General features: G+C 56.3%; 20 protein-coding genes and 1 pseudogene. 8 read left to right on the top strand and 13 right to left on the bottom strand.

Translation table 11 applies throughout. The features are described 5' to 3' along the window. The first annotated feature begins 34 nt into the window (after nucleotides 1-34). The 3 genes and pseudogenes from J1C56_RS27645 to J1C56_RS27635 all read left to right on the top strand — a co-directional run bounded on the left by J1C56_RS27645 (nucleotide 35) and on the right by J1C56_RS27635 (nucleotide 3346). Nucleotides 35-1150 (top strand): hypothetical protein, encoded by a 1116-nt coding sequence (locus J1C56_RS27645; protein ID WP_246592028.1) that lies wholly within the window; start codon nucleotides 35-37, stop codon nucleotides 1148-1150. Between the two features lie 684 nt (nucleotides 1151-1834). After that, nucleotides 1835-2871 (top strand): annotated as a pseudogene (locus J1C56_RS27640) (sensor histidine kinase). Between the two features lie 70 nt (nucleotides 2872-2941). Continuing rightward, nucleotides 2942-3346 carry a response regulator gene (locus J1C56_RS27635; protein ID WP_214393203.1) on the top strand — a complete coding sequence of 135 codons (405 nt, stop codon included), beginning with the start codon at nucleotides 2942-2944 and terminating at the stop codon, nucleotides 3344-3346. A 642-nt stretch (nucleotides 3347-3988) separates the two neighbouring features. On the opposite strand, the gene J1C56_RS27630 is transcribed toward J1C56_RS27635, so the two are convergent. From J1C56_RS27630 to J1C56_RS27615, 4 genes are all read right to left on the bottom strand, one after another. Continuing rightward, on the bottom strand, nucleotides 3989-4264 hold the full coding sequence (locus J1C56_RS27630; protein WP_214393202.1) for a hypothetical protein: 276 nt from the start codon (nucleotides 4262-4264) through the stop codon (nucleotides 3989-3991). 113 nt (nucleotides 4265-4377) lie between these two features. Further along, entirely contained in the window at nucleotides 4378-4602 is a 225-nt protein-coding gene (locus J1C56_RS27625) for a hypothetical protein (protein ID WP_214393201.1), read from the bottom strand. Nucleotides 4603-4740: 138 nt separating this feature from the next. Beyond that, on the bottom strand, nucleotides 4741-4950 hold the full coding sequence (locus J1C56_RS27620; RefSeq protein ID WP_067966826.1) for a cold-shock protein: 210 nt from the start codon (nucleotides 4948-4950) through the stop codon (nucleotides 4741-4743). Between the two features lie 583 nt (nucleotides 4951-5533). Then, a complete protein-coding gene (locus tag J1C56_RS27615) occupies nucleotides 5534-6274 on the bottom strand; it encodes a LuxR C-terminal-related transcriptional regulator (RefSeq protein ID WP_420797437.1) in 741 nt (246 codons plus the stop codon). A 6-nt stretch (nucleotides 6275-6280) separates the two neighbouring features. Between J1C56_RS27615 and J1C56_RS33515 the strand changes: the two genes are divergently transcribed. Together J1C56_RS33515 and J1C56_RS33510 are read left to right on the top strand one after the other, a co-directional pair. Continuing rightward, the gene (locus J1C56_RS33515; RefSeq protein WP_338001514.1) at nucleotides 6281-6811 is read left to right on the top strand and encodes a Fic family protein; all 531 of its coding nucleotides are present in this window, start codon (nucleotides 6281-6283) and stop codon (nucleotides 6809-6811) included. Further along, nucleotides 6750-7214, top strand: a complete 465-nt coding sequence (locus J1C56_RS33510; RefSeq protein ID WP_338001518.1) for a hypothetical protein — start codon at nucleotides 6750-6752, stop codon at nucleotides 7212-7214. Before J1C56_RS33515 ends, J1C56_RS33510 begins: the two co-directional genes overlap by 62 nt. Before the next feature lie 268 nt (nucleotides 7215-7482). Here the strand turns inward: J1C56_RS33510 and J1C56_RS27605 are convergent, their stop codons facing one another. The 3 genes from J1C56_RS27605 to J1C56_RS27595 form a co-directional block, all read right to left on the bottom strand. Next, complete coding sequence (locus J1C56_RS27605; RefSeq protein ID WP_214393199.1) at nucleotides 7483-8133, bottom strand: sugar transferase; 651 nt, start codon at nucleotides 8131-8133, stop codon at nucleotides 7483-7485. A 212-nt stretch (nucleotides 8134-8345) separates the two neighbouring features. Further along, a complete protein-coding gene (locus J1C56_RS27600; RefSeq protein ID WP_214393198.1) occupies nucleotides 8346-8567 on the bottom strand; it encodes a hypothetical protein in 222 nt (73 codons plus the stop codon). A gap of 534 nt (nucleotides 8568-9101) precedes the next feature. Further along, nucleotides 9102-9488 carry a VanZ family protein gene (locus tag J1C56_RS27595; RefSeq protein ID WP_214393197.1) on the bottom strand — a complete coding sequence of 129 codons (387 nt, stop codon included), beginning with the start codon at nucleotides 9486-9488 and terminating at the stop codon, nucleotides 9102-9104. 496 nt (nucleotides 9489-9984) lie between these two features. Between J1C56_RS27595 and J1C56_RS27590 the strand changes: the two genes are divergently transcribed. Further along, nucleotides 9985-11049, top strand: a complete 1065-nt coding sequence (locus J1C56_RS27590; protein WP_214393196.1) for a glycosyltransferase family 4 protein — start codon at nucleotides 9985-9987, stop codon at nucleotides 11047-11049. Between the two features lie 35 nt (nucleotides 11050-11084). Then, nucleotides 11085-12971: an asparagine synthase (glutamine-hydrolyzing) gene (asnB, locus tag J1C56_RS27585; protein ID WP_214393195.1), complete on the top strand. Its 1887-nt coding sequence runs from the start codon at nucleotides 11085-11087 to the stop codon at nucleotides 12969-12971. Nucleotides 12972-13014: 43 nt separating this feature from the next. On the opposite strand, the gene J1C56_RS27580 is transcribed toward asnB, so the two are convergent. The 3 genes from J1C56_RS27580 to J1C56_RS27570 all read right to left on the bottom strand — a co-directional run bounded on the left by J1C56_RS27580 (nucleotide 13015) and on the right by J1C56_RS27570 (nucleotide 16571). Next, complete coding sequence (locus J1C56_RS27580; RefSeq protein ID WP_214393194.1) at nucleotides 13015-14433, bottom strand: O-antigen ligase family protein; 1419 nt, start codon at nucleotides 14431-14433, stop codon at nucleotides 13015-13017. A gap of 11 nt (nucleotides 14434-14444) precedes the next feature. Beyond that, nucleotides 14445-15935, bottom strand: a complete 1491-nt coding sequence (locus J1C56_RS27575; protein ID WP_214393193.1) for a lipopolysaccharide biosynthesis protein — start codon at nucleotides 15933-15935, stop codon at nucleotides 14445-14447. A 93-nt stretch (nucleotides 15936-16028) separates the two neighbouring features. Next, a complete protein-coding gene (locus J1C56_RS27570; RefSeq protein WP_214393192.1) occupies nucleotides 16029-16571 on the bottom strand; it encodes an acyltransferase in 543 nt (180 codons plus the stop codon). Between the two features lie 391 nt (nucleotides 16572-16962). Here J1C56_RS27570 and J1C56_RS27565 point away from each other — a divergent pair, with 391 nt between their 5' ends. Beyond that, nucleotides 16963-18117, top strand: a complete 1155-nt coding sequence (locus J1C56_RS27565; RefSeq protein WP_214393191.1) for a glycosyltransferase family 2 protein — start codon at nucleotides 16963-16965, stop codon at nucleotides 18115-18117. A 59-nt stretch (nucleotides 18118-18176) separates the two neighbouring features. Here the strand turns inward: J1C56_RS27565 and J1C56_RS27560 are convergent, their stop codons facing one another. From J1C56_RS27560 to J1C56_RS27550, 3 genes are read right to left on the bottom strand one after another with little or no spacing between them, the layout of a single operon-like run. Continuing rightward, entirely contained in the window at nucleotides 18177-18899 is a 723-nt protein-coding gene (locus tag J1C56_RS27560; protein ID WP_214393190.1) for a tyrosine-protein kinase family protein, read from the bottom strand. Continuing rightward, on the bottom strand, nucleotides 18896-20095 hold the full coding sequence (locus J1C56_RS27555; protein WP_214393189.1) for a polysaccharide biosynthesis/export family protein: 1200 nt from the start codon (nucleotides 20093-20095) through the stop codon (nucleotides 18896-18898). The genes J1C56_RS27560 and J1C56_RS27555 overlap by 4 nt, the downstream gene beginning before the upstream one ends. Further along, nucleotides 20092-20985, bottom strand: coding sequence for a hypothetical protein (locus J1C56_RS27550; protein WP_214393188.1), 894 nt, complete (start codon nucleotides 20983-20985; stop codon nucleotides 20092-20094). The genes J1C56_RS27555 and J1C56_RS27550 overlap by 4 nt, the downstream gene beginning before the upstream one ends. Nucleotides 20986-21319: the final 334 nt, after the last annotated feature.

Genomic DNA, 21319 nt, shown 5'->3' with positions numbered 1-21319 from the left:
CGAGGTCGAAAGCAGGCCATCCGAAAACTAGACAATGGAGGACAACGGGCCTGCAGGCCTCGATCCACTCAGGGGTAGACCTATGAAATTGAAACGTTCTCTTGGCATCGTCATAACGCTTGGCGCCGCGATTGCCGCCAGCTCCGCCATGGCAGGCGATAATGCCGCCAATCGATATGCCAATGCCTACAAGCAGTACACGGGCGCGGCATGTCCGCTGGCGGCGGACAACATCGAACATTTCGTCTATTTCAGCAGGGATCGCGATGCGATCCGCGACCATGCATTCTTGACCAGCGATCGCTTCGTCGGCGCGCAGATCATGTATGCGTGGCGCCAGCTCGAGCCGACTGAAGGACACTACGATTTCTCGTTGATCCAGTCCGACGTCGATTACCTCGCCAAACACGGCAAACGGCTCTTCATTCAGTTGCAGGATGCGTCCTTCTCTCCCGAGTACAAGCCGGTGCCGGACTATGTGGTGACGGATGACTATGACGGAGGCGTCACTGCGCAATATACCGACGGCGGAGCCGTCGAAGGCTGGGTTGCAAAGCGCTGGAATGCCAAGGTCCAACTCCGTTTCGCGGCACTGCTTTCCGCACTTGGCAAGCAGTTCGACGGCGTGATCGAAGGCATCAACCTCCAGGAGACTGCTATCGGCGTTTCGCCGGATACGGATTCGTCCTTTACCCCGGACAAATATGTGGCGGCGCTCAAGACCAACATGAGGGCGATGAAAGTCGCCTTCCCGCAGTCGACCACCATGCTCTATGCGAACTTCATGCCCGGCGAATGGCTGCCTTGGGAGGACAAGGGTTATCTGCGCGGGATTTACGAGTTTGGTGACAAGATCGGCGTCGGCATGGGAGCTCCCGATCTCATGTACATGAAAAAGGGCCAGCTCAACCATGCCCTGGCGATGATGCATGAAGGCAAGTTCACCGTGCCTCTCGGCATTGCGGTGCAGGACGGCAACTATGTCGGCGAGACAGGCTCGGCGAATGTCGTGGCGAACCGCACCAACCGGGTCCCGGTCCTCCATACCTTTGCGCAGGATTTCCTTAAGGTCAGTTACATGTTCTGGGTCAATCAGGACCCATATTTCAAGGAGGACGTCCTGCCTTGCTTCTCAGCAAAAGGAGGCTGAAGTGGCTGATCCCAGGCTGGGATGACGGAGGCCGGCGTCGCCAACACATGTGCGGCGCCGGCGCATTTGGTCGCCTGGCCTCCATGCCTAACAAGACGACGCGCTTCTCCTGCGATCGCGGCGAGATCTTCTACAATGTGGGCTGCTCGAACTTCTCGGCTTCGGCAATGCCGCGGTATTCAGCCGCGCTTTCGGCATATCACCGACCGACCCGCTGGCCAACCATCAGCGCTTCGATGCGGACAACACCAGCCTCTCCGGCGGTAACGCCTTCACGACTAGGAGGAGGCAGCTGCTCGAATGGGCGCGCGCTACAGATAGCCTACGGCGGAGCCGCGCTCCAGACGTGCGTAGAGTACTGTTAGCCTTGGGGCCGACGAAGGGCGGCTTCCGCCGGCCACAAAGCGATGCAATTCAAGTATGGCCGAGGTCTCTAACTAACCTCAACCGGCCGTTCATTTTGTACATCACGGATTCCGGGTGGACCGCGGGAACGGAGATCTTTGCGCGTGGGGTCACTGCCGATATACGCTGCCGGCAGCCGTGACAACGCGATAACTAATATGACGCGAGTACGCATCAGACATGCTAGTGTGTGTTCGTCGAGCTTGCCCTTCCTGCTCGGCGGCGTTCCTGCCGAGTAATGACTTGCTCCGTAAGTCTTCGGCCCTTGAGGGCCACTTCATGTCAAAGACCCCGACTGTTCATTTTGAAGCGGCGAGCACTCTTGCCGTTGTGGTATCATCTAACGAGCCGTTGCTTTTCCTGTCCGACGACCAGAAGGTCATTGCAGCGAGTGCTTCATTCTGCCGGGCCTTCGAGATCGATCCCGCGACAGTTCCCGGAAGACGCCTCAGCGAACTTGGGAACGGCGAATGGGCGATGCCCAAGCTCGCGTCATTGCTGACGGCTACAGCTTCGGGAAGTGCGCATATCGAAGCCTACGAAATCGAGCTTAAGCGGCCAAACCAGAAAACACGGCAATTGGTCGTCAATGCGAGAACGCTGGATGATGGCGACATCGATCATATTCGTCTGCTTGTGGCCGTAACCGACGTAACCGATGCTCGCGCCGAGGCTCGATTGAAAGACGATCTGGTTCGCGATAAAGCGATCCTACTGCGGGAGGTCCAGCACAGAGTAGCAAACAGTCTCCAGATCATCGCAAGTGTTCTCATGCAGAGCGCACGTCGGGTTCAGTCGGAAGAAGTGCGCGGGCACCTTCAAAACGCCCATCACAGGGTCATGTCGATTGCCGCCTTGCAAAGGCAACTCTCTACGTCCACGGGCGGCAACGTTGAACTCCGTACCTATTTGACTCAGCTTTGCCAAAGCCTCGGCGCGTCGATGATAGCTGACCCTGGCCGGGTTTCGATACAGGTTACGGTCGACAACAGCGCCGTCGAAGCGGACGTCTCCGTCAGCTTGGGGCTTATCGTGACGGAACTGGTGATCAACGCCCTCAAGCACGCCTTTCCCGATGAGCGATCGGGCACGATCGTGACCGACTATCGCTCGTCGGGCAATGACTGGACGCTTTCGGTGGCATGCCTGTGGGGAGCGATGCACCCAAGGCGGGACTGGGGACTGGCATTGTCGAGGCGCTTGCAAAGAACCTAAAAGGCGAGATTCAGTTGAGCGATGCGCGTCCCGGCACTGTCGTGACAATCAGCCACCAGGAAAGTGCTGGCCTGCGAACCGACCTTTCTGCTGCTGCATAGGAACCGAACTGCTTCTGAAGCGCTATACCATTGCAGCCTGCGAGGCTCCCCTTCATTACCCGAGTGAGCCATGAATAACGGCATAGCGGTCGTCCTTGTCGTAGAAGATAGTCCACTCATTCGTATGGGTGCCGTCGATCTAGTGCTCTCCGCGGGCTACGAGGCGCTTGAGGCGCGCGATGCGGACGAGGCAATTCTCATTCTAGAGTCGCGATCCGATATAGATCTTGTGTTCACCGATGTTCAGATGCCTGGGACCATGGATGGCATCAAGCTTTCCCATTACATCCGCGAGCGATGGCCGCCTGTGAAGTTGATTGTCGCATCAGGTGCCACAATTCTCGAAGAGAGCAATCTGCCTATGGGGAGTAGGTTCTTCTCAAAACCCTACGATGACCACACGATCAAGGACGCCATGGCCCGTCTGCTTTCGAGCGAGATTTCGATTGGGCCATCGGAGGAGCCCTTTCGGTGACCCACGGATCACAACCCTACGCTTTGATCGCGGATTCCAAAGTGAGTACGAAGCTGAACAGAGGAAGACCAATCAGCTGGCAGGATGGGACGCAGCAGTTAGACTCTAGCTTGTCTGGGATAGTGGTTCTGAGAGGAATGCGCGATATCGGCGGAAGAGCAGTACGGCACCCGATCCGACGATTGTCTCCAATCGCGTCCTCCACCGACGGAGAAGACGATGTTTGATTGGCAAAGCTGATCTCTGCGGCCGAGATTGGGCGGATTGCTGCTCGGCAGCCTTCCGGGGCCGTGTGGCTCTCCGTTGGCAATGGGTTGCACGAGCTTTGCGGATACTGGTTGGTGCGGCCTGTATCCAACCTGTAGGTGCGGCCTTTTCATCTGCCGCTGGCCATAATGCCATTCGCGCGGCTCAGCTTTCGATCGAAAGCTGGCGCTCGAGGTGCACCGCCCCAGTGGGTTCTCTCGATCCGGCGGTATCGACCGGCTATGTGAATTAACTCCCTGTCCGCCCTTCCAACCTCGTCAGCGCTTTACGCGTTCTATGAGATGACCGGCTTCTTGTATCTCACCGCTCGTGTATGCGCATCGGCGACCGTGGCCATTCACTCGCAAGCAACGGGCGGACGCACGGGCTTCAAGATCAAGCCCGGTCAAATGTGAACGATGTGAGCAAGGTTGTAACAAAATTGCTCGCCTTTTCTTTGACCAGCATATTTGTCCAGTCGTCCGTGCCCCGCAGTCTTAGGTCCTTGTAGATGCTGTCAACAGCGGCCTCTTCGATGCGTTTGATGTGCCCCATGAAGGCGACCTCTCCGCCCGTGCGATACATGTCACGGATGACCATGCGCAGGACCTCCTGAATCGCTATCTGCCAGGCCGTGTTGATTGCGTGAAGTTCATTCGTATCTTCTGCCATGGAGATTCCTTTATGTGGCTTGCCCTCGACATTGTTCACGCGGGCTTCAGCAACCGCCAGATGCCGCGCGGGTGACAGGGCGCACCCGCCAGACCCATCTCCTACAGGTGCTGTCAGTTCGTCGTGGCGTTCTTGGCAAAAAGGATAGCGGTCGCCCCTGCACGATCCTGCAGTTCCTTTGCAAGGCGCGCTTCGCGAAGTCGGAGCGTCTTTTCCTCGCGGGTGCGAACGAGGACGTCCACCGCATCGACGCAGTTGTTGCGGGCGAAGAATTGCGATTGGGCACGGCTGAAGGCAATCTCCGCCTGTTGGCGAGATTTGCTGTGTGTCTGAAACAATGGATTTTCCGTATGGGAGGCCGCATAGGCAGCCGGCAATTAAAAAAGGTCAGGCGGACAGCGCCTGACCTTGCTTGGTATCATGCTCTCACAGTGCCAGTACATCCGTGGTCAACGGAGAGGCAGATACTGGATGACTTAGGCGGCCTGAAGATTGCAGGCAGACATTTTGCCAGACTTGTTGTCGCGCTCCATCTCGAAGCCGATCTTCTGGCCTTCGACGAGTTCGCGCATTCCGGCGCGCTCTACAGCAGAAATATGGACGAACGCATCCGCGCCGCCATTGTCGGGCTGGATGAAGCCGAAGCCCTTGGTGGAATTAAACCATTTAACGGTGCCAGTGGTCATGATGAACCCTTTCATAGCAAAAGTGTACCCACAACGCCGAAGCGCTGCGAATGGTGATAGCGATTTTTGAAAGAAAGGTTCGTTCAGGGCGCGGTGCCAAACGCGCGGTAACCAAAGCTCAGCAAGCAAATATCGATAGAGTACGTGTAGGATAGCCCTGTCGAGTTGTCAACTTCTGGGTTTTGGCAAGCGGCGACTTCGACAAACAGTTGTGCTGAACGGACATGCGTGGTGACGAGCCGAGCCTGGAACTTAGCTCTGACCGTTATCGGTCTTCTCCGCTGGTGTGCCAGGTGCTGCCGGGCGAGGATTGTTCAGCTTTCCTTTTTGCATCTGAAACGATGCACCCGGACATCAAAGGCAATGTCCGAGATCCACTTGGGGAACCTCACGCTCCTGCGCAGCCAAACAGTCAACAGAACTGAACCGGTCCATACCGCCCTTACCCGGTCGGCGGCTGAAATCATGCAAACGATCCCGAGGTCGCCTACAGGACGAAAACGGGCTTCTCATCAGGAGCAGCCCCGCTATGCCCACTCAGGAATCGAGAGCTGACAGTCAGCTGCTGGTCTAGATGGTGGATTTAGTGCGTCGTCAGAAGTCGCTGGACCAGTTCAGTTCTGTTGTGGGCGTGAAGTCGCTGGCAAAGTTTGCCGACATGATCCTTGACCGTATATGCGGAAATCCCAAGAGCCCGCGCGATCTGTTTATTGGACTGGCCGCGGCAGACCAACAGCGCCACTTCGCGCGATCGCGCCGGCAACTGGTTCAAGGCATGTGCCCCGCCGATCGTCCGCTCACGGCGCGACGCGACGCTGGACTGCGATATCCAGCCGATCGGCGCACCGTCGAGCCGGCCGGTTTCCACCATGGTGGTGAGGGCGAGTGAACCGGCCCGGCAGAGAATATCCATGCTGTCGACTGCCTGAGGACGATAGGGGCCCGTCTCGCCGCCATTGGCGGTGTAGACGACGCCAACGACGCGATCCTCGACCAGAAGCGGCCCGGCCATGCAGTGCTTGAAGCCCCAGCGCCTCAGCAGCTGGAAATTGTTGCAGTGCTGCCAGCCAGACGAGCCGACCACCGTCGACCCGTCGACAGGCCGCCCTTTCTCAAAAATGTAAGCGAGCAGCGGATCGTATTTGTCGAACTCGTCGCTGTACTCCCGGATGAAGCCCTCAGGCTCCTGCTTGCTGTAGAATAGACTCGGCTTGTGATCATCCAGCAGGTAAAGCCCGACCGTGGGCGATCCCATCAACTTGCCGATTTCGCGGTGGCATGACTCGCCAAGAGCTTCGAGTGAACGGCTTGCGGCGACGGCCAGCGCGGCATGGCCGACCTACCCGCAGACCTCCTTGCCCGCACTGCGGCGTTTCTGCGGCTCAAGGATTCGCGATCGAGCTTTCAGATCGAGGGCGAAGATCCGCCCCAGGAGCGCATTCAGCGCTGGGGGCACGTGATTGGCGAGGCGGGCCGTCGCCCGATCGACCGCGCCGAATTGGAGCGCTTGCAGGGCATCGTCATCGGAGACGCACGTTTCGTACATCTCGGATTGAGAGATCAGGGCGGGTTTGTTGGCGAACACGATCGTCAGAACGGCACACCCATTCCCGATCACATCAGCGCACGACATCAGGATCTACCTGCTCTGATCGACGGCCTGACGGCTTTTGATCGTGGCGCCGCGCGGGATCTCGATCCGGTTCTTGCCGCGGCCGTTCTCGCATTCGGCTTCGTCTACATCCATCCGTTCGAGGATTGGAAACGGCCGGCTCCACCGCGACCTTATGCATCATGTTTTGGCGGAACGCGGCTTCAACCCACCCGGTCTTGTCTTCCCCGTATCGGCCGTCATCCTTGATAGGATCGACGACTACCGGCGCGTGTTGGAAACCTATTCACGTCGTCTTTTACCGCTCATGCGCTGGCGCCCCACTGACCGGGGTAACGTCGCGGTCCTCAACGAGACGGCGGACTTCTATCGCTATTTCGATGCGACGCCCCAGGCAGAGTTCCTGTTCGAATGCGTCGCGCGCGCAATCGATGTCGACCTACCTTCTGAGACCGCGTTCCTTCGGAGGTACGATAGTTTCAAGGCACAGGTGAAAGGAATGGTCGACATGCCGGACCGGGTACTCGACCTCCTGTGCCGGTTCTTGCGACAGAACGGGGGCAAGCTGTCGAAGCGGGCGCGCGAAAATGAGTTCGCCGCCCTTACCGACGATGAAGCTGTGCGGATCGAGGCGATCTACGCAGACGTCTAACAGCCGTTTTTGCGTTTGCACCGACGTTTTGAAGCCTAACCTTCGCACCCGCCAAATCGCTCGCCGAGACAATGTTGCATGGACCAGGAGCGAGGCATCGGCGGTAACCGGCGCATGCATTGCGCCTGTCCCCTGATAAAATGCAATCGTGTGCAGATGGCAGTCAGAGTGCCTTGGCGGTGCCGAAGTCGATCGACCTCTGACTCGCTTCAGGACGTGGCAGGCTCTCATCAAGGATCTGGGACAGGCGCGGCGACCAAAGAGCAGCTTAGCGCACATAGTGAGGGTCAGAGTATACCAAGAGTGTGCGTAGAGCGATTCTAAAATCGAGGGCTGGGCCGATATTGCGTACGTAATACAAATCGTAGAATAACTTGGCCTGCGTCTCTCGCAGGTCCGAAGCGTAGCCATAATAGACTTGGGCACATCCAGTAAGGCCCGGGACAACCGTGTGCCGAAGATCGTAGTCTGAAAGGGACGAGCGGTACGCAGCGACCAATTCTGGCTGCTCAGGCCGAGGCCCTATGAGGGTCATGTCGCCCCTTAAAATGTTCAACAGTTGCGGCAGCTCATCGAAATGCGACCTGCGCAGGAAGCGGCCGAGAGGAGTCACTCGTGGGTCATCCTTTGATGTAGCCTCGATGTCGCTGGTGGGGTGCAGGTTCATTGTGCGCAGTTTGTACATCTTGAAGATACGACCTCCGAGCCCTGTCCGGTTTTGGACAAAGAACACCGGGCGGCCCATCTTGAGAAATATTGCGAGGCAACAGGCGGCGATTATCAAGACCGCTGCGGGAGCGCCGAGGATGACAACGACGATGTCGATGACGCGCTTGACCCGGGGATAGTCGAGTCTGACAGGCTGAGGTAACAGAACCTGAATTTGTCCGGCGAGCAAATTAGGAATCTGCACTCTCATGAGTCTATCCCAACTAACGCCAAAATTTCGAACTGCTTTAGAGGTCGGCGAAAATATGGTCTTATCCGCCTCACTCCTGGGCAGTCAGCGTGCGTTACACTAAAATTCGCTGGGCAAATAAGTCAATGTAATCAATAGGATTACAATCGATAGCATCTACTAGCTCTCACGGTCAGGTGGATGCGGAGGTGTGCGGCCTTTGCACAATGATATCAGGCAGCGGGGGTGTTGGACGCTGAGTGATCGCTTACGCGACGCTGACTGTTTGAGCTACCGCGTCGGCCGGTGACGTTGAGATAAAGGCCGGTGATGAGGGCAAGGGATGCACCACCAACCGGCGCCGCGAGAAAAGCAACGGCAAATCCGTAGACCGGGGTGAGGAAAAAAAGCGTTGCTAGCTCACCAACAATCGCGAAGACGAGTATGTAAATCATTGGGCCCCGTCCGATCACCGTAGACTGGCGGATCCCATCGATCCAGCGAGTCAAGCACAGGTGCGAATGCAAACCTTGCGCTGCCTGATGAGCAGCAGCTTTCAATCGCTCCTGATAATAGTCGGTAAATCGTAACCCGACCATATAAATCCATCGGGAGCATTGTACTGTCCCCCGAAATCTGCCTGCTCAAAAAAATTGCTTTGCTTTGGGTGGCAGGCGGGGGCTGCTCCGCTTGGCAAAGCACAAACCATGGTTGTGTACTTGCGATGGATGCACGCAATTACTACCGCCTGCGCTATTTCCTCCGACCTTATTTCATTGCACGGCAAGGATAGGCTCTCGCTGGTCGCCATGGCGAGCATCACGACCTTACCGTTGCACAGATCGAGGTCAGCAGACGCAGGGCCGTCGGACGCTGGCGAGATTCTTTGCAGGGGTCTCTTGGGGCAATCTTGGCGAGATAAGTGGGCGAGGCCGTGGCGTCGGATCACGCAACGGGCAGTAGTGAATTCTAGGTAAGTACAGGCAAAATCACCGCGCAGGAACGATGAGACCTACAAGCCTGCGCCCCAGCAAGTAGGTAATCGCACCAGCAAATATGCCAAGCCCCGAGGCGGCAAGATCTAGTAGCGAAGGCTGACGGTCGGGAAGGAATATCTGGGCGATCTCAATGCCGCCAGCGGCCAGGCCGAGGAACACTGCAGGTTGCGGCGGCGTCCAGATGATAAACGCAGTCGTAGAGGCGGCGAGGAAAGCAACCAGGTGCATGGCGAGATCGTCGATACCCATAAAACCTTGAAGTTGAGTCTGGGCTTGTTCGCCGAATAGCCCGAACCACAAGATGGCTAAGACCTCGCAAACGAACACCACGATCAGGAACGGCCGCGCCCGAACATAGTTGAAACGCAGCTCTGTCATGTGCAAGGCCAACCAAGGAGGCGTGTCTTCTTACAATAAAGTGGGCTGTGGTGATCAATGAGCGCTCCGCTCGCTGGTCCCATTGCCGACCTGGCGCATACTGTCATGTAACCGCTCGGGAGCTTGTAACTGCGTCCGTCATTGTGACCGCGCTAATGTGCTTGCTTGTACCCATCCCAGTGAAGGGAAGCCAGATCAAATCATTTCACTGACCGGTAGGGAACATAGCCCATTGGATCGAGCGAAGTCAGAAAAGAGATGTCCTCAGCAGCCGGTTAGCTAAGCGGCGGAGTGGCACCGTCGTACGTGAATCGTCGAATATCCCGAACGGGGAGCCCCGGCACCAGAAGCGACATGGATTCGCATTGCGCGCTGAGGCATTCTAGGAGACCAGAACTCGTCGAGAACGCCTGTGACAGCCACCGTTTTGCACCGTGCCGGCAGCCGATCACGACTCAGGATCGAAATGGTACTTCCAACGCTCGCCTTGGGAGGGATGGAAACGATTACCTGCAATCTGGCCGTGGAACTCGCAAGGCATGACCACACTGTTGGCATTACTTGTTTGCAGAGCGAAGGCGGTCCACTTGCACTGAAACTCCGTGACGCCGGAGTAGAGGTAAGGCTAGTGCAATGCCCTGGCGTAAGATCAAACTTCCTCCCATACTCGCTGCTGAAATCACACTTCGCAAACCGCTCGCCTGATGTCGTCCATGCTCATAATGGAGTGTGGGCCAAGGCGGCGGTGGCGGCTCGTGCCGCTCATGTTCCCGCAGTTGTCAAAACGCTCCATGGTTTTGCGTTAGGTGAGCCGCGCTATTACGATGCACTGCGCTGGTGGGCCTCACGCTACACCGATTACATCGTGGCTGTGTCCGAGCCGCTGAAGCGCCATCTTATTACTTCCTGTAAGGTAGCCTCTTCAAAGATCTGTCTGCTGCCAAACGGCATAGATATTGTCCGTTTCGCACCCGGGAGGTCAGACGGATACCTGCGGCGTCGGCTGGGGGTTTCAGATACAACTCCGCTGGTAGGGTGCATCGCTCGCCTGGATCCCGTGAAGAACCATGCAGCTTTGATTTCTGCCTTCCCGAGAGTTTCCGCATTATGTCCCGATGCGCATCTAGTTATCGTTGGCGACGGTCCGTTGCGGGCAGAGCTTGAAAATCAAGTTCACGCCATGGGACTTGGCGACATCGTCCACTTCACCGGCGAATTAGCCGATCCAGTAGTCATTTATCGCGATCTCGACGTCTTCGCCCTGGCATCTATCTACGAAGGAACCTCAATCAGCATTCTCGAGGCACTTGCCACCGGCGTGCCAGTCGTTGCAACGAACGTGGGTGGCAATTTCGCTCTTCTTGACAGCGGGGGGTGCGGGCTGCTTGTCGGCCCCAACGACTCCCGTGCGCTGGCCGATGCGATAGCTTCCATCTTGCTCAATCCACGGCTGGGTGAAAAGCTTGCGGCAGGCGGACGCGCCTGGGTGATGTCGAGCTATTCTCTGGAGGCGATGGTAGGGAAGTACGAGTCTTTGTATCATGACCTTGTGAAGACATAGCATCGCCTCTGCAGCTCCAGTTCTGGGGTCAAAACATGTGTGGCATCGCGGGTGGAATAGCCCTGGCTGCGGACTCCCGGCCCGATCCTGCTATGGTTTCGGCAATGTCGTCCCGGCTAACCCACCGCGGGCCTGATGATTCAGGACTGTGGACTGCTCCGTCAGGTCGAGCCGTTTTTGCGCATCGAAGGCTATCCGTCATCGACCTCAGTGAAGGTGGCAGTCAGCCTATGGTCGATGAGACGGGCAGTATTGGAATCGTCTTCAACGGTGAAATATACAACTACCTTGAGCTTCAGCAGGATCTCGAAACAGAGGGGGTTCATTGCAAAAGCAGGTCGGACACTGAAGTTCTGATGCGAATTGTGGCACGCACTGAAGAAGAGGGTCTTGATTGTCTGCGGGGAATGTTCGCGTTTGCGTTGTGGAATGATGTAACCGGCACCGCAATTCTCGCGCGAGATCGAATCGGGAAGAAGCCGCTTTTTTACACGATTCTCAACGGCTGCCTCTATTTCTGTTCGTCGCTTTCAGCTCTGCGGCGTGAAGTTCCGGCTGACACCAGCATGAACATTGAAGCGTTGGATCTGTACCTGTCGCTGGGTTACATTCCCGCGCCATTTACTATCTACAAGGGCATCTCTCGACTGCCCGCGGCCAGTTTTGCGAAGGCTCGTAACGGAGCCGTGCGGGTCCGTCGCTATTGGGACCTCGCCGTTCTTGGTGAGCCATATCAGGGCTCTTACGCAAGTGCGAAAGACGAGCTTGAGGAGAAGCTGGACCAAGCCGTGGCAATTCGACTGCGGAGCGATGTTCCCATCGGTGTATTTCTCAGTGGAGGTATCGATTCAAGCCTGATCACCGCCCTCTCTGTCAGGCAATCCAAGTCGAAGGTCCAGACCTTTTGCATCGGGTTGAAAGGCTCAGGCTCTGATGAAAGTCCATCAGCTGCTGCGGTTGCACATCATCTTGGTACGGCGCATCACACTCTTCATGCGGAATCGGGCCTTCTCGATACCGTGCCTGAAATGAGCGAACACTTTGGGGAGCCATATGGCGACGCCTCTGCCTTGGCGCTCTGGGCGATCGCTAAGATGGCTCGTCCCCACATCACTGTAGCGCTGGGTGGTGATGGCGGAGACGAAGGGTTTGCAGGCTATGACTGGTACGCCAACGCCAGCCGGCTGACACAAGTGGGTGCTTTGATGCCGCAGATGGCGATGAGCGCCGCCGCGAGGATGGCCAGGTTTGCAGCAGGCCTGTCTCCCAACCGAAGGATAGGTAAGGCTGCGAGAGCTTTTGCGGCACTTAAGCTGCCTCCGGCAAACGGGTTCGCTGCGCTGCGTTCTTTCATCAGCGATGCTGATGCCGAGCTCCTCTATGCCGGTAGCCTGCTGGACCATCGGCGAAGGCTAGCTGCAGCGAACCAACTGCTCTCCGTTTCATATTCGAGAGCCCAAGGCAGCGCACTGCGGAAAATGCGATACGCGGACATCGAGACGTACCTGGCCGACGATCTGAGCCCAAAAATCGATGTTGCAACAATGGCGCACGGCCTTGAGGCACGAGCTCCCCTGCTCGACCAGGAAGTGATGAAGTTTGCGCTGTCTCTTCCAGACCACTTCTTGACGGATGGTTTCGGTGGCAAACGCATTTTGCGGGATCTTCTGGCGCGGCATCTCCCAGTTGAGCTTTTTATGCGGCCGAAGCAGGGCTTTTCGTTGCCGCTGGCGCAATGGCTCACCACCACTTTGGCACCGAAAGTTGCAGCCCTCGAAAAAAGCGAGGCACTTTTGGACCTGCAAGTGTTGAACCCCTCCGGAATCCGGCGCCTGTTCAAACAGCACGAAAGCGGGTTTCGCGATCACAGCCAGCGTCTGTTCAACATCCTGCAGTTGGATGCTTGGCTATCGAACGGGTGAACCTTCGTGGACTGACGACCAGGCGGCGCATTAGCATGCCGGGCTAAGGTGACTTCGGTGGCGGGTAGGCCAGGGCATTGGAGCCAACGGGACTTTTGCGCGGCCGCGCCGCCGGCTGGATCTGGCGTCGCTCAGTGGGAGCGGCGGCCATTGCAGATTTGAGTGCGGCGGTGAGGCCAATCAGAACATAGATCGGCCAACTAAAGCCATTGCTCAGGAACGAACCCGCACCGCATAGGCCGGCGAAGCTCGAAAGCAATGCCAAGGCTGTTATGTGGTGGATATCACGATCGAGGGGGAGCGATCGCACTGCGGTAATAAGTGTGTAGACGGTGGAAATCACCACACCAAGAAACAGGCCTAGCCCAACAATTCCCGCCTCGGCGAGGACACTTAGCCACGTATTATGAACCGCCTTCCATTTGCCCGAGACCTTTTGCGCCTCTCTCTCAAAGTTGGCCAGGCCGATGCCCGTAATGGGATTTTCAATGCCCACGCGCATTGCTATCGACCACATCTCGATACGCCCGGCAGCTGACTCGTCGAGCTTTCCGTCAGCGGAGCCGGCAGTCAATCTGCTGCTTAGACCCATTCCGATGTAAAGCGCGCCGATAAATACCAGGATGAAGACTGTGGCAATGCTCTTTGACCGCATGGTCGAGTAAGCAAAAACTGCGCCAAGAGCCAGGCATCCAACGAGGCCTCCTCGGCTCCTCGTATACGTTATGGCGATGAGAACGAGCAGCGCGGCAATTGCAAATGTGAAGCGTTCCAGCCTTGCGCGTGCGCCATATGCCAGCGAAGCCGAAAATCCCAAGGCCGGTAACAATATGAATGCGAGATCGTTCGGGTCGCCGAGGATCGATCCATATGAGCGCCCGATAGTTACGCGCCCATCTTCCACCAATTCAATGCCGGATGCCTTGTTGCGGAGAGCAACCAGCGCGACAATCAAGCCGACAACTGCTATCGCGCGAGCTGCAGTCTGGAACTCGGGCGGGCGCCGAACCAGCCAGGCTATCGCGAGCGTCATCACGAAAATCTTTGAGAAGCTATCCAGCCATGCAGAGAGGGCTGCCGATGGGCTGGCGGCGAGTGGCACTCCAAGCGTCACCAGTCCAAAAAAGAGCAGGAACCACACAAGCTGGGAGGTCCAGCGTGGTCGCAGATTGCCCTTGGCCAAATGCCAAAGCAGCGAGATTCCGGTGACGGTGGCCAATATGAGGGGAAGCCGCAGCGGGCTTAGACTTGGAATTGCTTCATGAATTCGGAACATGCTTGCCGCGGCAAAAGTGATTGCCAACGCAAAGGGGTAATACGCGGCCGTATAGATAAGCAGAGTGCCGCCGAGCAGTGCTGCTATCCCAAGCAGCGGAATGATCAGGTTGCCGGTGACAGCCAACGCAGCGCCGCACAACACCATAAATGATATCGTAACAAGGCATGTCATCTGCGCAGTCATGTCTGCTCCTGCTAGCGCTGCCTTCGCCAGTAGCTGGTTATCTGGGTCACCAAAGGTCGGTGGAAAACAATCAAAACTAACAGATACGTCACTGCACCAACCGCAATCATGGCCATGAGTTGAAACGGCGGCCACAATTCGAACGAGGCGGTCCCCGCTCTTGCCAGCTGGATCATCACGATCATGGCAGCCGATGCAGAGGCAGCCGGCCATATGCTCAATCCATATTCACGCACCGACGTATCTGCCAGTCGAAGGGTTGCCATGAGTAGCGGTACATTTGTCGCCAAGGTACCGACCAGCCAGCCGGCCGCGATGCCGACTGCGCCCCACGCCGAACCGAAGGCGATAAACAGAAGTGGAAGAACGACAGCAGCAATCCAGGCCTGTCGGGTGGGGATGCCTGTGTGGCCGCACGCCTGCAGGATCTGAGGCAGGAGCGCAAAAACAGATGCGATCGCTACGTGGGCACACAGGAGCCGGAACGGCCAAACCGCTCCACCCCAGGAGGACCCCATCACGATGTAGAAGAAGTCGTGGGCAATTGCTGCCAGTCCAAACAGGATAGGAAATGCAGCCAAGGCTAGAAGGCGTGTTATTGAGATAAGGTATCGCTTTAAGGACGCTGGATCCCGACGGATCTCGAAAAACAGTCCTGGTGTTACCCGGGTAACCAACGAAGTGATCTTTTCAAGGGGCACTGATGCAAGGGTCAGCGCGAAGACATATTGGCCTGTAGTGCTTGTGCTGAGCAGTCGCCCCGCTGCTGCAATGTCGGCAGAGGAGCAAATCAGCGAGGAGATGCCTTGCGAGACGAAATTCAATCCGAACACTACCAGGGGGCGGACCTGCGCCGAACGCGGCATCTCATACCCTTGGCGGCCATAAAAAGTCGTCATGAACAGGGAGGTGATTGCACCTCCGAGATACCCGCATACCAATGCCCAGTACCCAAACCCTGCCAGCGCCAGGCACAAGGTGATTACGGTGTCTGAAATCGACCTCGCAAACTCCGCTATTGCCAGTTCTTTATAACGGAATTGTCGTCTCAAGACCGCAACGGGAACAATCGCAAGCGACTCTATGACGAAAACGGCACTAAGCGCCAAGATTACCGTGCGGACCTCGTCCGCCCCAAAAAAGGCAGCCACATACGGAGAGAGAATGACGGCTATGGCAACTGCCAGACATCCCAAGAGTACGGCAAGCGTATTCAGTTGCCGGATCGTTGAATAGCTGACGTCTGGAGACATGATGATCGCATATCCGAGGCCTGCCTCCGCGATAACCGATAAGAAACGGGTGAAAATTGTCGAAACCGCCATGAAGCCATATGCCTCAGGGCCTAGCAGTCTCGCCACGACGACGGTTACTGGCCATGTAAACAGCTGGGCAAGCCAGCGTGACCCGCCTGTCCAGGCAACGCCATTGATCAGAACCCGATCGAGCCGGTCGCTCTCGTCGGGAGCAGGTGCCGTACACTGGGGGTGCTTCTCATCCATGTGAATTCGCCCCCCTGGCTCCTATCCGTGAGCATCCTGCGCCGTTTTCAGAAGTTCATAGTCGGTGCGGTTTCAATCCGTTTGCGCGTTCTGTTAGTTCATAGGCTCCTGTGTGCCTGGAACCGTCTTTATGACTCTGGCGGGATTTCCAACGATGATCGAATTTGGCGGGTAGATGCCTGCACATACCGCTCCATATCCGACGACCGAATTTGTACCAATGCGGGTCCCCGGCAAGATACCTACGGACGAGGCGATCCAGACATTTTCCTCGATCAGTACGGGGGCAGTTCGGATGTTGGCAAGTTCACTGTGTCGATCGACATGCGTGCTATGGAAATCCGTATCGGAAATTGAGGCATCACCGACAATTCCCAAACGGCCGATCGATATCGATTGTTTGCATCCGAAGCGCGTGCCGTTGAGGTAGGTGTCGCTGCCGATCGTAATTTGCGCCTCGAAACTATATGTCCAGGGCGTAACCAGCCGATCGATAACGACGTTGTCCCCCAGCACCACTATCCCCGGGCCCTTGAGCTGAAGACGCCCGAAGATCTTCAGGTTTCGACCCGTCGAGACACGCCTGCCAAGTAGCTTGCATTTCGCGGGAAACACCAATCCGCGCAGCAGTGCCACCGCCGTTCGAGCAGCATTCATAGGGTCGGCTGGCCGGCTGTGCAAAGTACCCGATCTTCCTTCTGGGCCGCCTGGAAACACTACATGGGAGTGCTGATATCCGCAACTCAACCACATCCGACATGGATATCGCAGCTGGACCTACCGGGCCATGGCTGGGATCTCGCCGGAAGGGTTCCATGCCCATGTCATTGGCTGAACAATGAGCGTCGGTCGGAGCCGGTGATGTTGAGCACGCTTCACTTGTCCTTGTGCGTCCTTGTCGACAGCTCAGCTGTTTCAAGGTAGCCATAAGGGCACGAGACAAGCTGCTGTAGCGGGCGACGTCAAGTGCGGATCGCAAGGATATTAGATAAAAGTCAAGTGCACTAAACAGGGAGGCATCCTAGAGATGGCGACTGTATTTTTTGTGTCATTTGGCCTTGTGGTCTACCACGTCATTTTCTATCCAATAATATTGTTTGCAGCAACATCATTGAAACCTTACGGCAGCCGCCAGATTGCTGACATCAGCGATTTGCCGGTCGTCGAAATGATTGTCCCGGCCCATAACGAGCAGGTTGTCATCTCCAAAAAGATCAGAAACATTCGGGCTCTGGATTACCCCAGAGAGAAGCTGATTGTCACAGTTGCTCTCGATGGCTGCAGCGATGGAACTGAGAAGGTTCTTGCTGACGAGCTGGCGGTGCAAGCGTGGGAAAACGACAGATTTACGGTTGTAGTCTACCGCCAGAATATTGGGAAGGTGGCTGTCCTTAACGAACTCATCTCGAGATCGACGGCCGAGATAATAGCTCTGTCGGATGCATCTGCGCTCTTGGATGTGTCTGCATTGAAAAAGGCGGCGCAGTATTTCAGCGACAAAAGAATAGGTGTCGTATGTGGTGCGTATCGCCTGAGTACTGCATCGTCATTTGCTGAACATGCATACTGGCGTTATCAAACATATATCAAGAGGCTGGAATCGTCGTTTGGTTCCGTCATGGGGGCGCATGGCGCATTTTATCTTTTCCGGAGAAGCTTATGGACTAGCTTGCCGGGTGACACGATCAATGACGATTTCGTACTGCCAATGAAGATCGTCGCGGCAGGAGCGCGAGCCATCTATGCGCCCGAAATTGGCGTGGAGGAGCTCGAAGTTTCCCGGTCGACCCAGGATATCCGCAGGCGAATAAGGCTGGGTGCGGGCAACGTTCAGCAGCTCTTGATGCTGAGCGAACTCGCGGATCCTCGAACAGGCCGCACCGCCTTCATGTTCATATCGGGCAAGGCTCTAAGATCGATTGTCCCATACGCGTTGATTGCGGCGTTCGTGTCCGGTCTGACATGTGTTGCAATAGGAAATCCAATATTGGCGACCTGTATTGCAGCGGTATGTGGGCTGGTTCTTGTCTTGCCGGTTTTTCTGCCTGGTGCCTCGGGCATATTGGGATTGGCAAGATACATCGCCTTGTCAAACATCGCAGCAGCACTAGGGGGGCTTGTGTATCTGTTAGGCCCCAAGGGGGCTGCTTGGAACGTCTCCAGGAAGGGAAAGCGGGCGTAGCTAGGAGGCGCTTTGCTGTGACGTCACCGGGATAGTGACAAAAAGCGCACGCCCCAATGCTAATCCGTTCCCTCTTCAAGCTCTCTTATTGAGGTTCCAAGCCTTACCAGGGGATTTTTGATGAACGGAGCCAGTCTAAGATGCCTGTTCGCCCATCGGACAATCTCATTGCCGATATAGCTGTGATGGAAGTCATTCATGATCAAGCCACTTATTGGCACACCTGCCTTGGAGGCACTTTCGACTGCCTTGCAAATGACCCGGCGCTTTTCCTGATTTCTCATGCATATCAAGAAAAAGGCATCCGCTGCCGAAGCGACTTGAAGGGGGTTGATTTGCCCGAGCAGCGTGCCCGACAAAGAAGGCAGGTCGAAGACCAATCTGTCAAACCGCAGAGCGGTGCTGTCCAGCAGTTCAACAAACTGTGCGGCATCCGGCAGGACTCCGACTGACGAGAGCTTGAGCGTCGAGCATCTGGATGGGACACGGGCGCCGTAGTCACAGCTGCGAAGCCGATCTTGAAGCGTAAGCTTATCAGTGAATTTCAGGTTTCCGGTCCAGTCGATGACGAGAGTGGACAAACCTGATTGTGCAAGCACGTTTGCCAGCGCGTGGCAGATGGTCGTCACTCCTGTATCCGGGCCAGGAGCGGAGATGGCGATCGAGCGTTGACTGTTGGCGGCTATGCCCAGCGCCAGCAGTTCCAGCTCCATGATCCATCTGGGTTTGATCGCTTCTGACGACGGCAGGCGATTAGGGAAATCCAACGCATGTCGCGTCATTTTTCGCCCACCACGCTCGGGACCGAAGATCCGTCATCACCGACAACCAGTACGTCCTTGGGGAGAAGTTCTGAATAGTATTTTGCGTCGGGAACGAACACACTGCCATTGCGGACTATCTGGTAGCGGATCATGAACTCGCTTTGCTTCGCAGAGTCCGAGCGCCATTTTGCCAACTCGACCGAATTCTGAAAGATCTTCTGCTCGAGACGCGAGATATCCAAATCAAGACCAGAGGAACGTTCAGACTTTATGACCGTCTCCCCACTCTCCAGTGAAAAAATGAGTGACTGAACGCGCGCGATTGCAACCAGCGTATTGGTCCGCTTCTCCTCGATGTCAGAAAGTCGGAAGGCGGCTTCACGCACGGTTTCAGCCCGAACCACTCCGCGTTTTTGCAGGTCGGTCATTTCGGCGGCGGTCTTGCGCTGCTGCTCGATCTGTCCGTCCAAAAGAACGCGCTGTTCTGCAAGACGATTGAGTTCTTCGCTAGCGGCTGTTCTCGCGCGAGCATTGGATGCCAGTTGTGCATCGAGTGAACCCATACGGGAATTGAGGACGAGCTGTTCTCGCTGGATGAGATCTTCGGCCGTCTTTTTACCTGCAAGCGTTGTCAATGTGTCGGGGACGGATATCGTCGGGGTCCGGGCGCGTTCCGATTTTAAGCGCGCAATGGTCGCTACGCTTCGTATCTGATCGTCGAGAAGCTTGCGATAGTCAGCATCGCGGCGCTCGACCGACGCAGTTTCCCCATTGAGCTTCGACGATGGCTGCACCAGGCCTCCAGCCAGAGCCACGGCCTGCAGCACCGTCAGGCCGGGCTGCCAGGGTACTGCGCCCGAATTCTCAACGAGGCCAGTCACAAAAACAGGCTTGTATGCGATCACTTCCACGGTTGCTTCGCCGGTCTTGCCGGTGATCTCGGTTATCCTGTCCGACAAGAGCTTTTCAAGCGAAGCTGCGTCAAGGCCCGACACGTTGACCCGGCCGATAACCGCGATGGTGACGTCCCCCTCAGGTCCCAGTCGATACTCGCCACTGAGCTCTGGGTAGCCGAGAAGGCGGATGAGAAGCCGATCCGCCCTGCCCAATACCTGAGTGGTCACTCTTGACTGAACCGGTGCGGAGTTCTGAGCGGACGCGAAGACAGTGGACAAACCAAGCGCAAGTGAAGCGTACAGCAACCTGCTATTCATGATTTTCCATCGCCCATTTGCTCGATTGTTCCGACAGTGGCGACGAAACGCAGTCCGGTAACGTTTGAAATTGCCCGTCGATCACGGACATATGGATCTGTAATCTCAGCGAAAAAAACCAATCCGATGGCAAAAAGCATCCCTGCGCCATAGACAATCGCAAACTTGTACAGCTTGGACATCGACGGAAATTGTGGGTCGCGCGGCGGATCGATCACTATCATGTTGGAGGCAGAGTTCACCAAATCCACGCCTGAAATTGGCGCTGAGTTGCCAAGCTTTCGGTGGTACTCGTCGTAGACGTTTTGGGCAGCCTCATGCTTCACTATGGCATTGGAAAGCTTCTGATCCAGCTCTGTACGTTGGGCGCTCGGGGCCGCATCACGTTGAGCGGAAAGCTGGTCAACCACCGCCTTTGCGTCGTTGAGTTCGCTTGCGCGTCGTTCCAGGAGAAGATCGCCCACATTTCGGCCCCCCTGACGCGTCAGAGCTTCGGTAAACCTGATCAGGACGGTTTCCAGTTTGGAGCCGAGACCCGGCGCCATTTTGCCGGTGTAGGTAATCTGCAAAAACTCGTTGCCGATGGGTTCAAGCCACAAGGACCGGCGGAGTTCTTGTATGCGTAATCTCTTCTGATTTTCACCGATCGCCGCATCGACCTGATCGTCAACGACGTTGCTCAGTACGTGATCGCTGAACAGCAGGGCCCGGAGCCCATCAATTCTCTCGTTTAGCAAAGGGGTTGGAGATGTTTGATCCTTTGATAAAGGATTGGTGCTTGTCGTCTGTCGAACAAGTAGAAGCGTCCGGGCGGTATAATTTCCAGGCCAAAATGATGCGATCGCGTAGCTGAATGGCAAGAAGAGTAGAAGAGGGATAATAATCAGCATAATCCGACGTCGCATAATGTTGATTGCTCCCAATATGAGAGCATCGATGCGGTCGTGTATATTCGTAGAAGTGTCCACCTGTTCGCCTGGGATGATAGCAACTTCTTTGAAAACTACTGAACGTCAGGCTTTGCTGGCCACAGATCCAGCCCTTTCATCGTCGCTGCCGATACACTTTCTTTCTTACCATACACCGGACGCCGAAATGCGGATATCACATGTTGATGTTTACGCATCTCCGGGTCGGAAAGGATGGCCCTGATCAACGTTGCAGTGGTGGAGCGGGCACGAACCAAGCCTCGCACGACGATGCTAGTTCAGCTCAGGCAAAGCG

It is taken from the genome of Aminobacter anthyllidis, assembly GCF_018555685.1.
Taxonomy (GTDB): Bacteria; Pseudomonadota; Alphaproteobacteria; order Rhizobiales; family Rhizobiaceae; genus Aminobacter; species Aminobacter anthyllidis.
The sequence above is the reverse complement of the archived record's forward strand: the minus strand, read 5'-3'. Positions and strand labels throughout refer to the sequence as shown.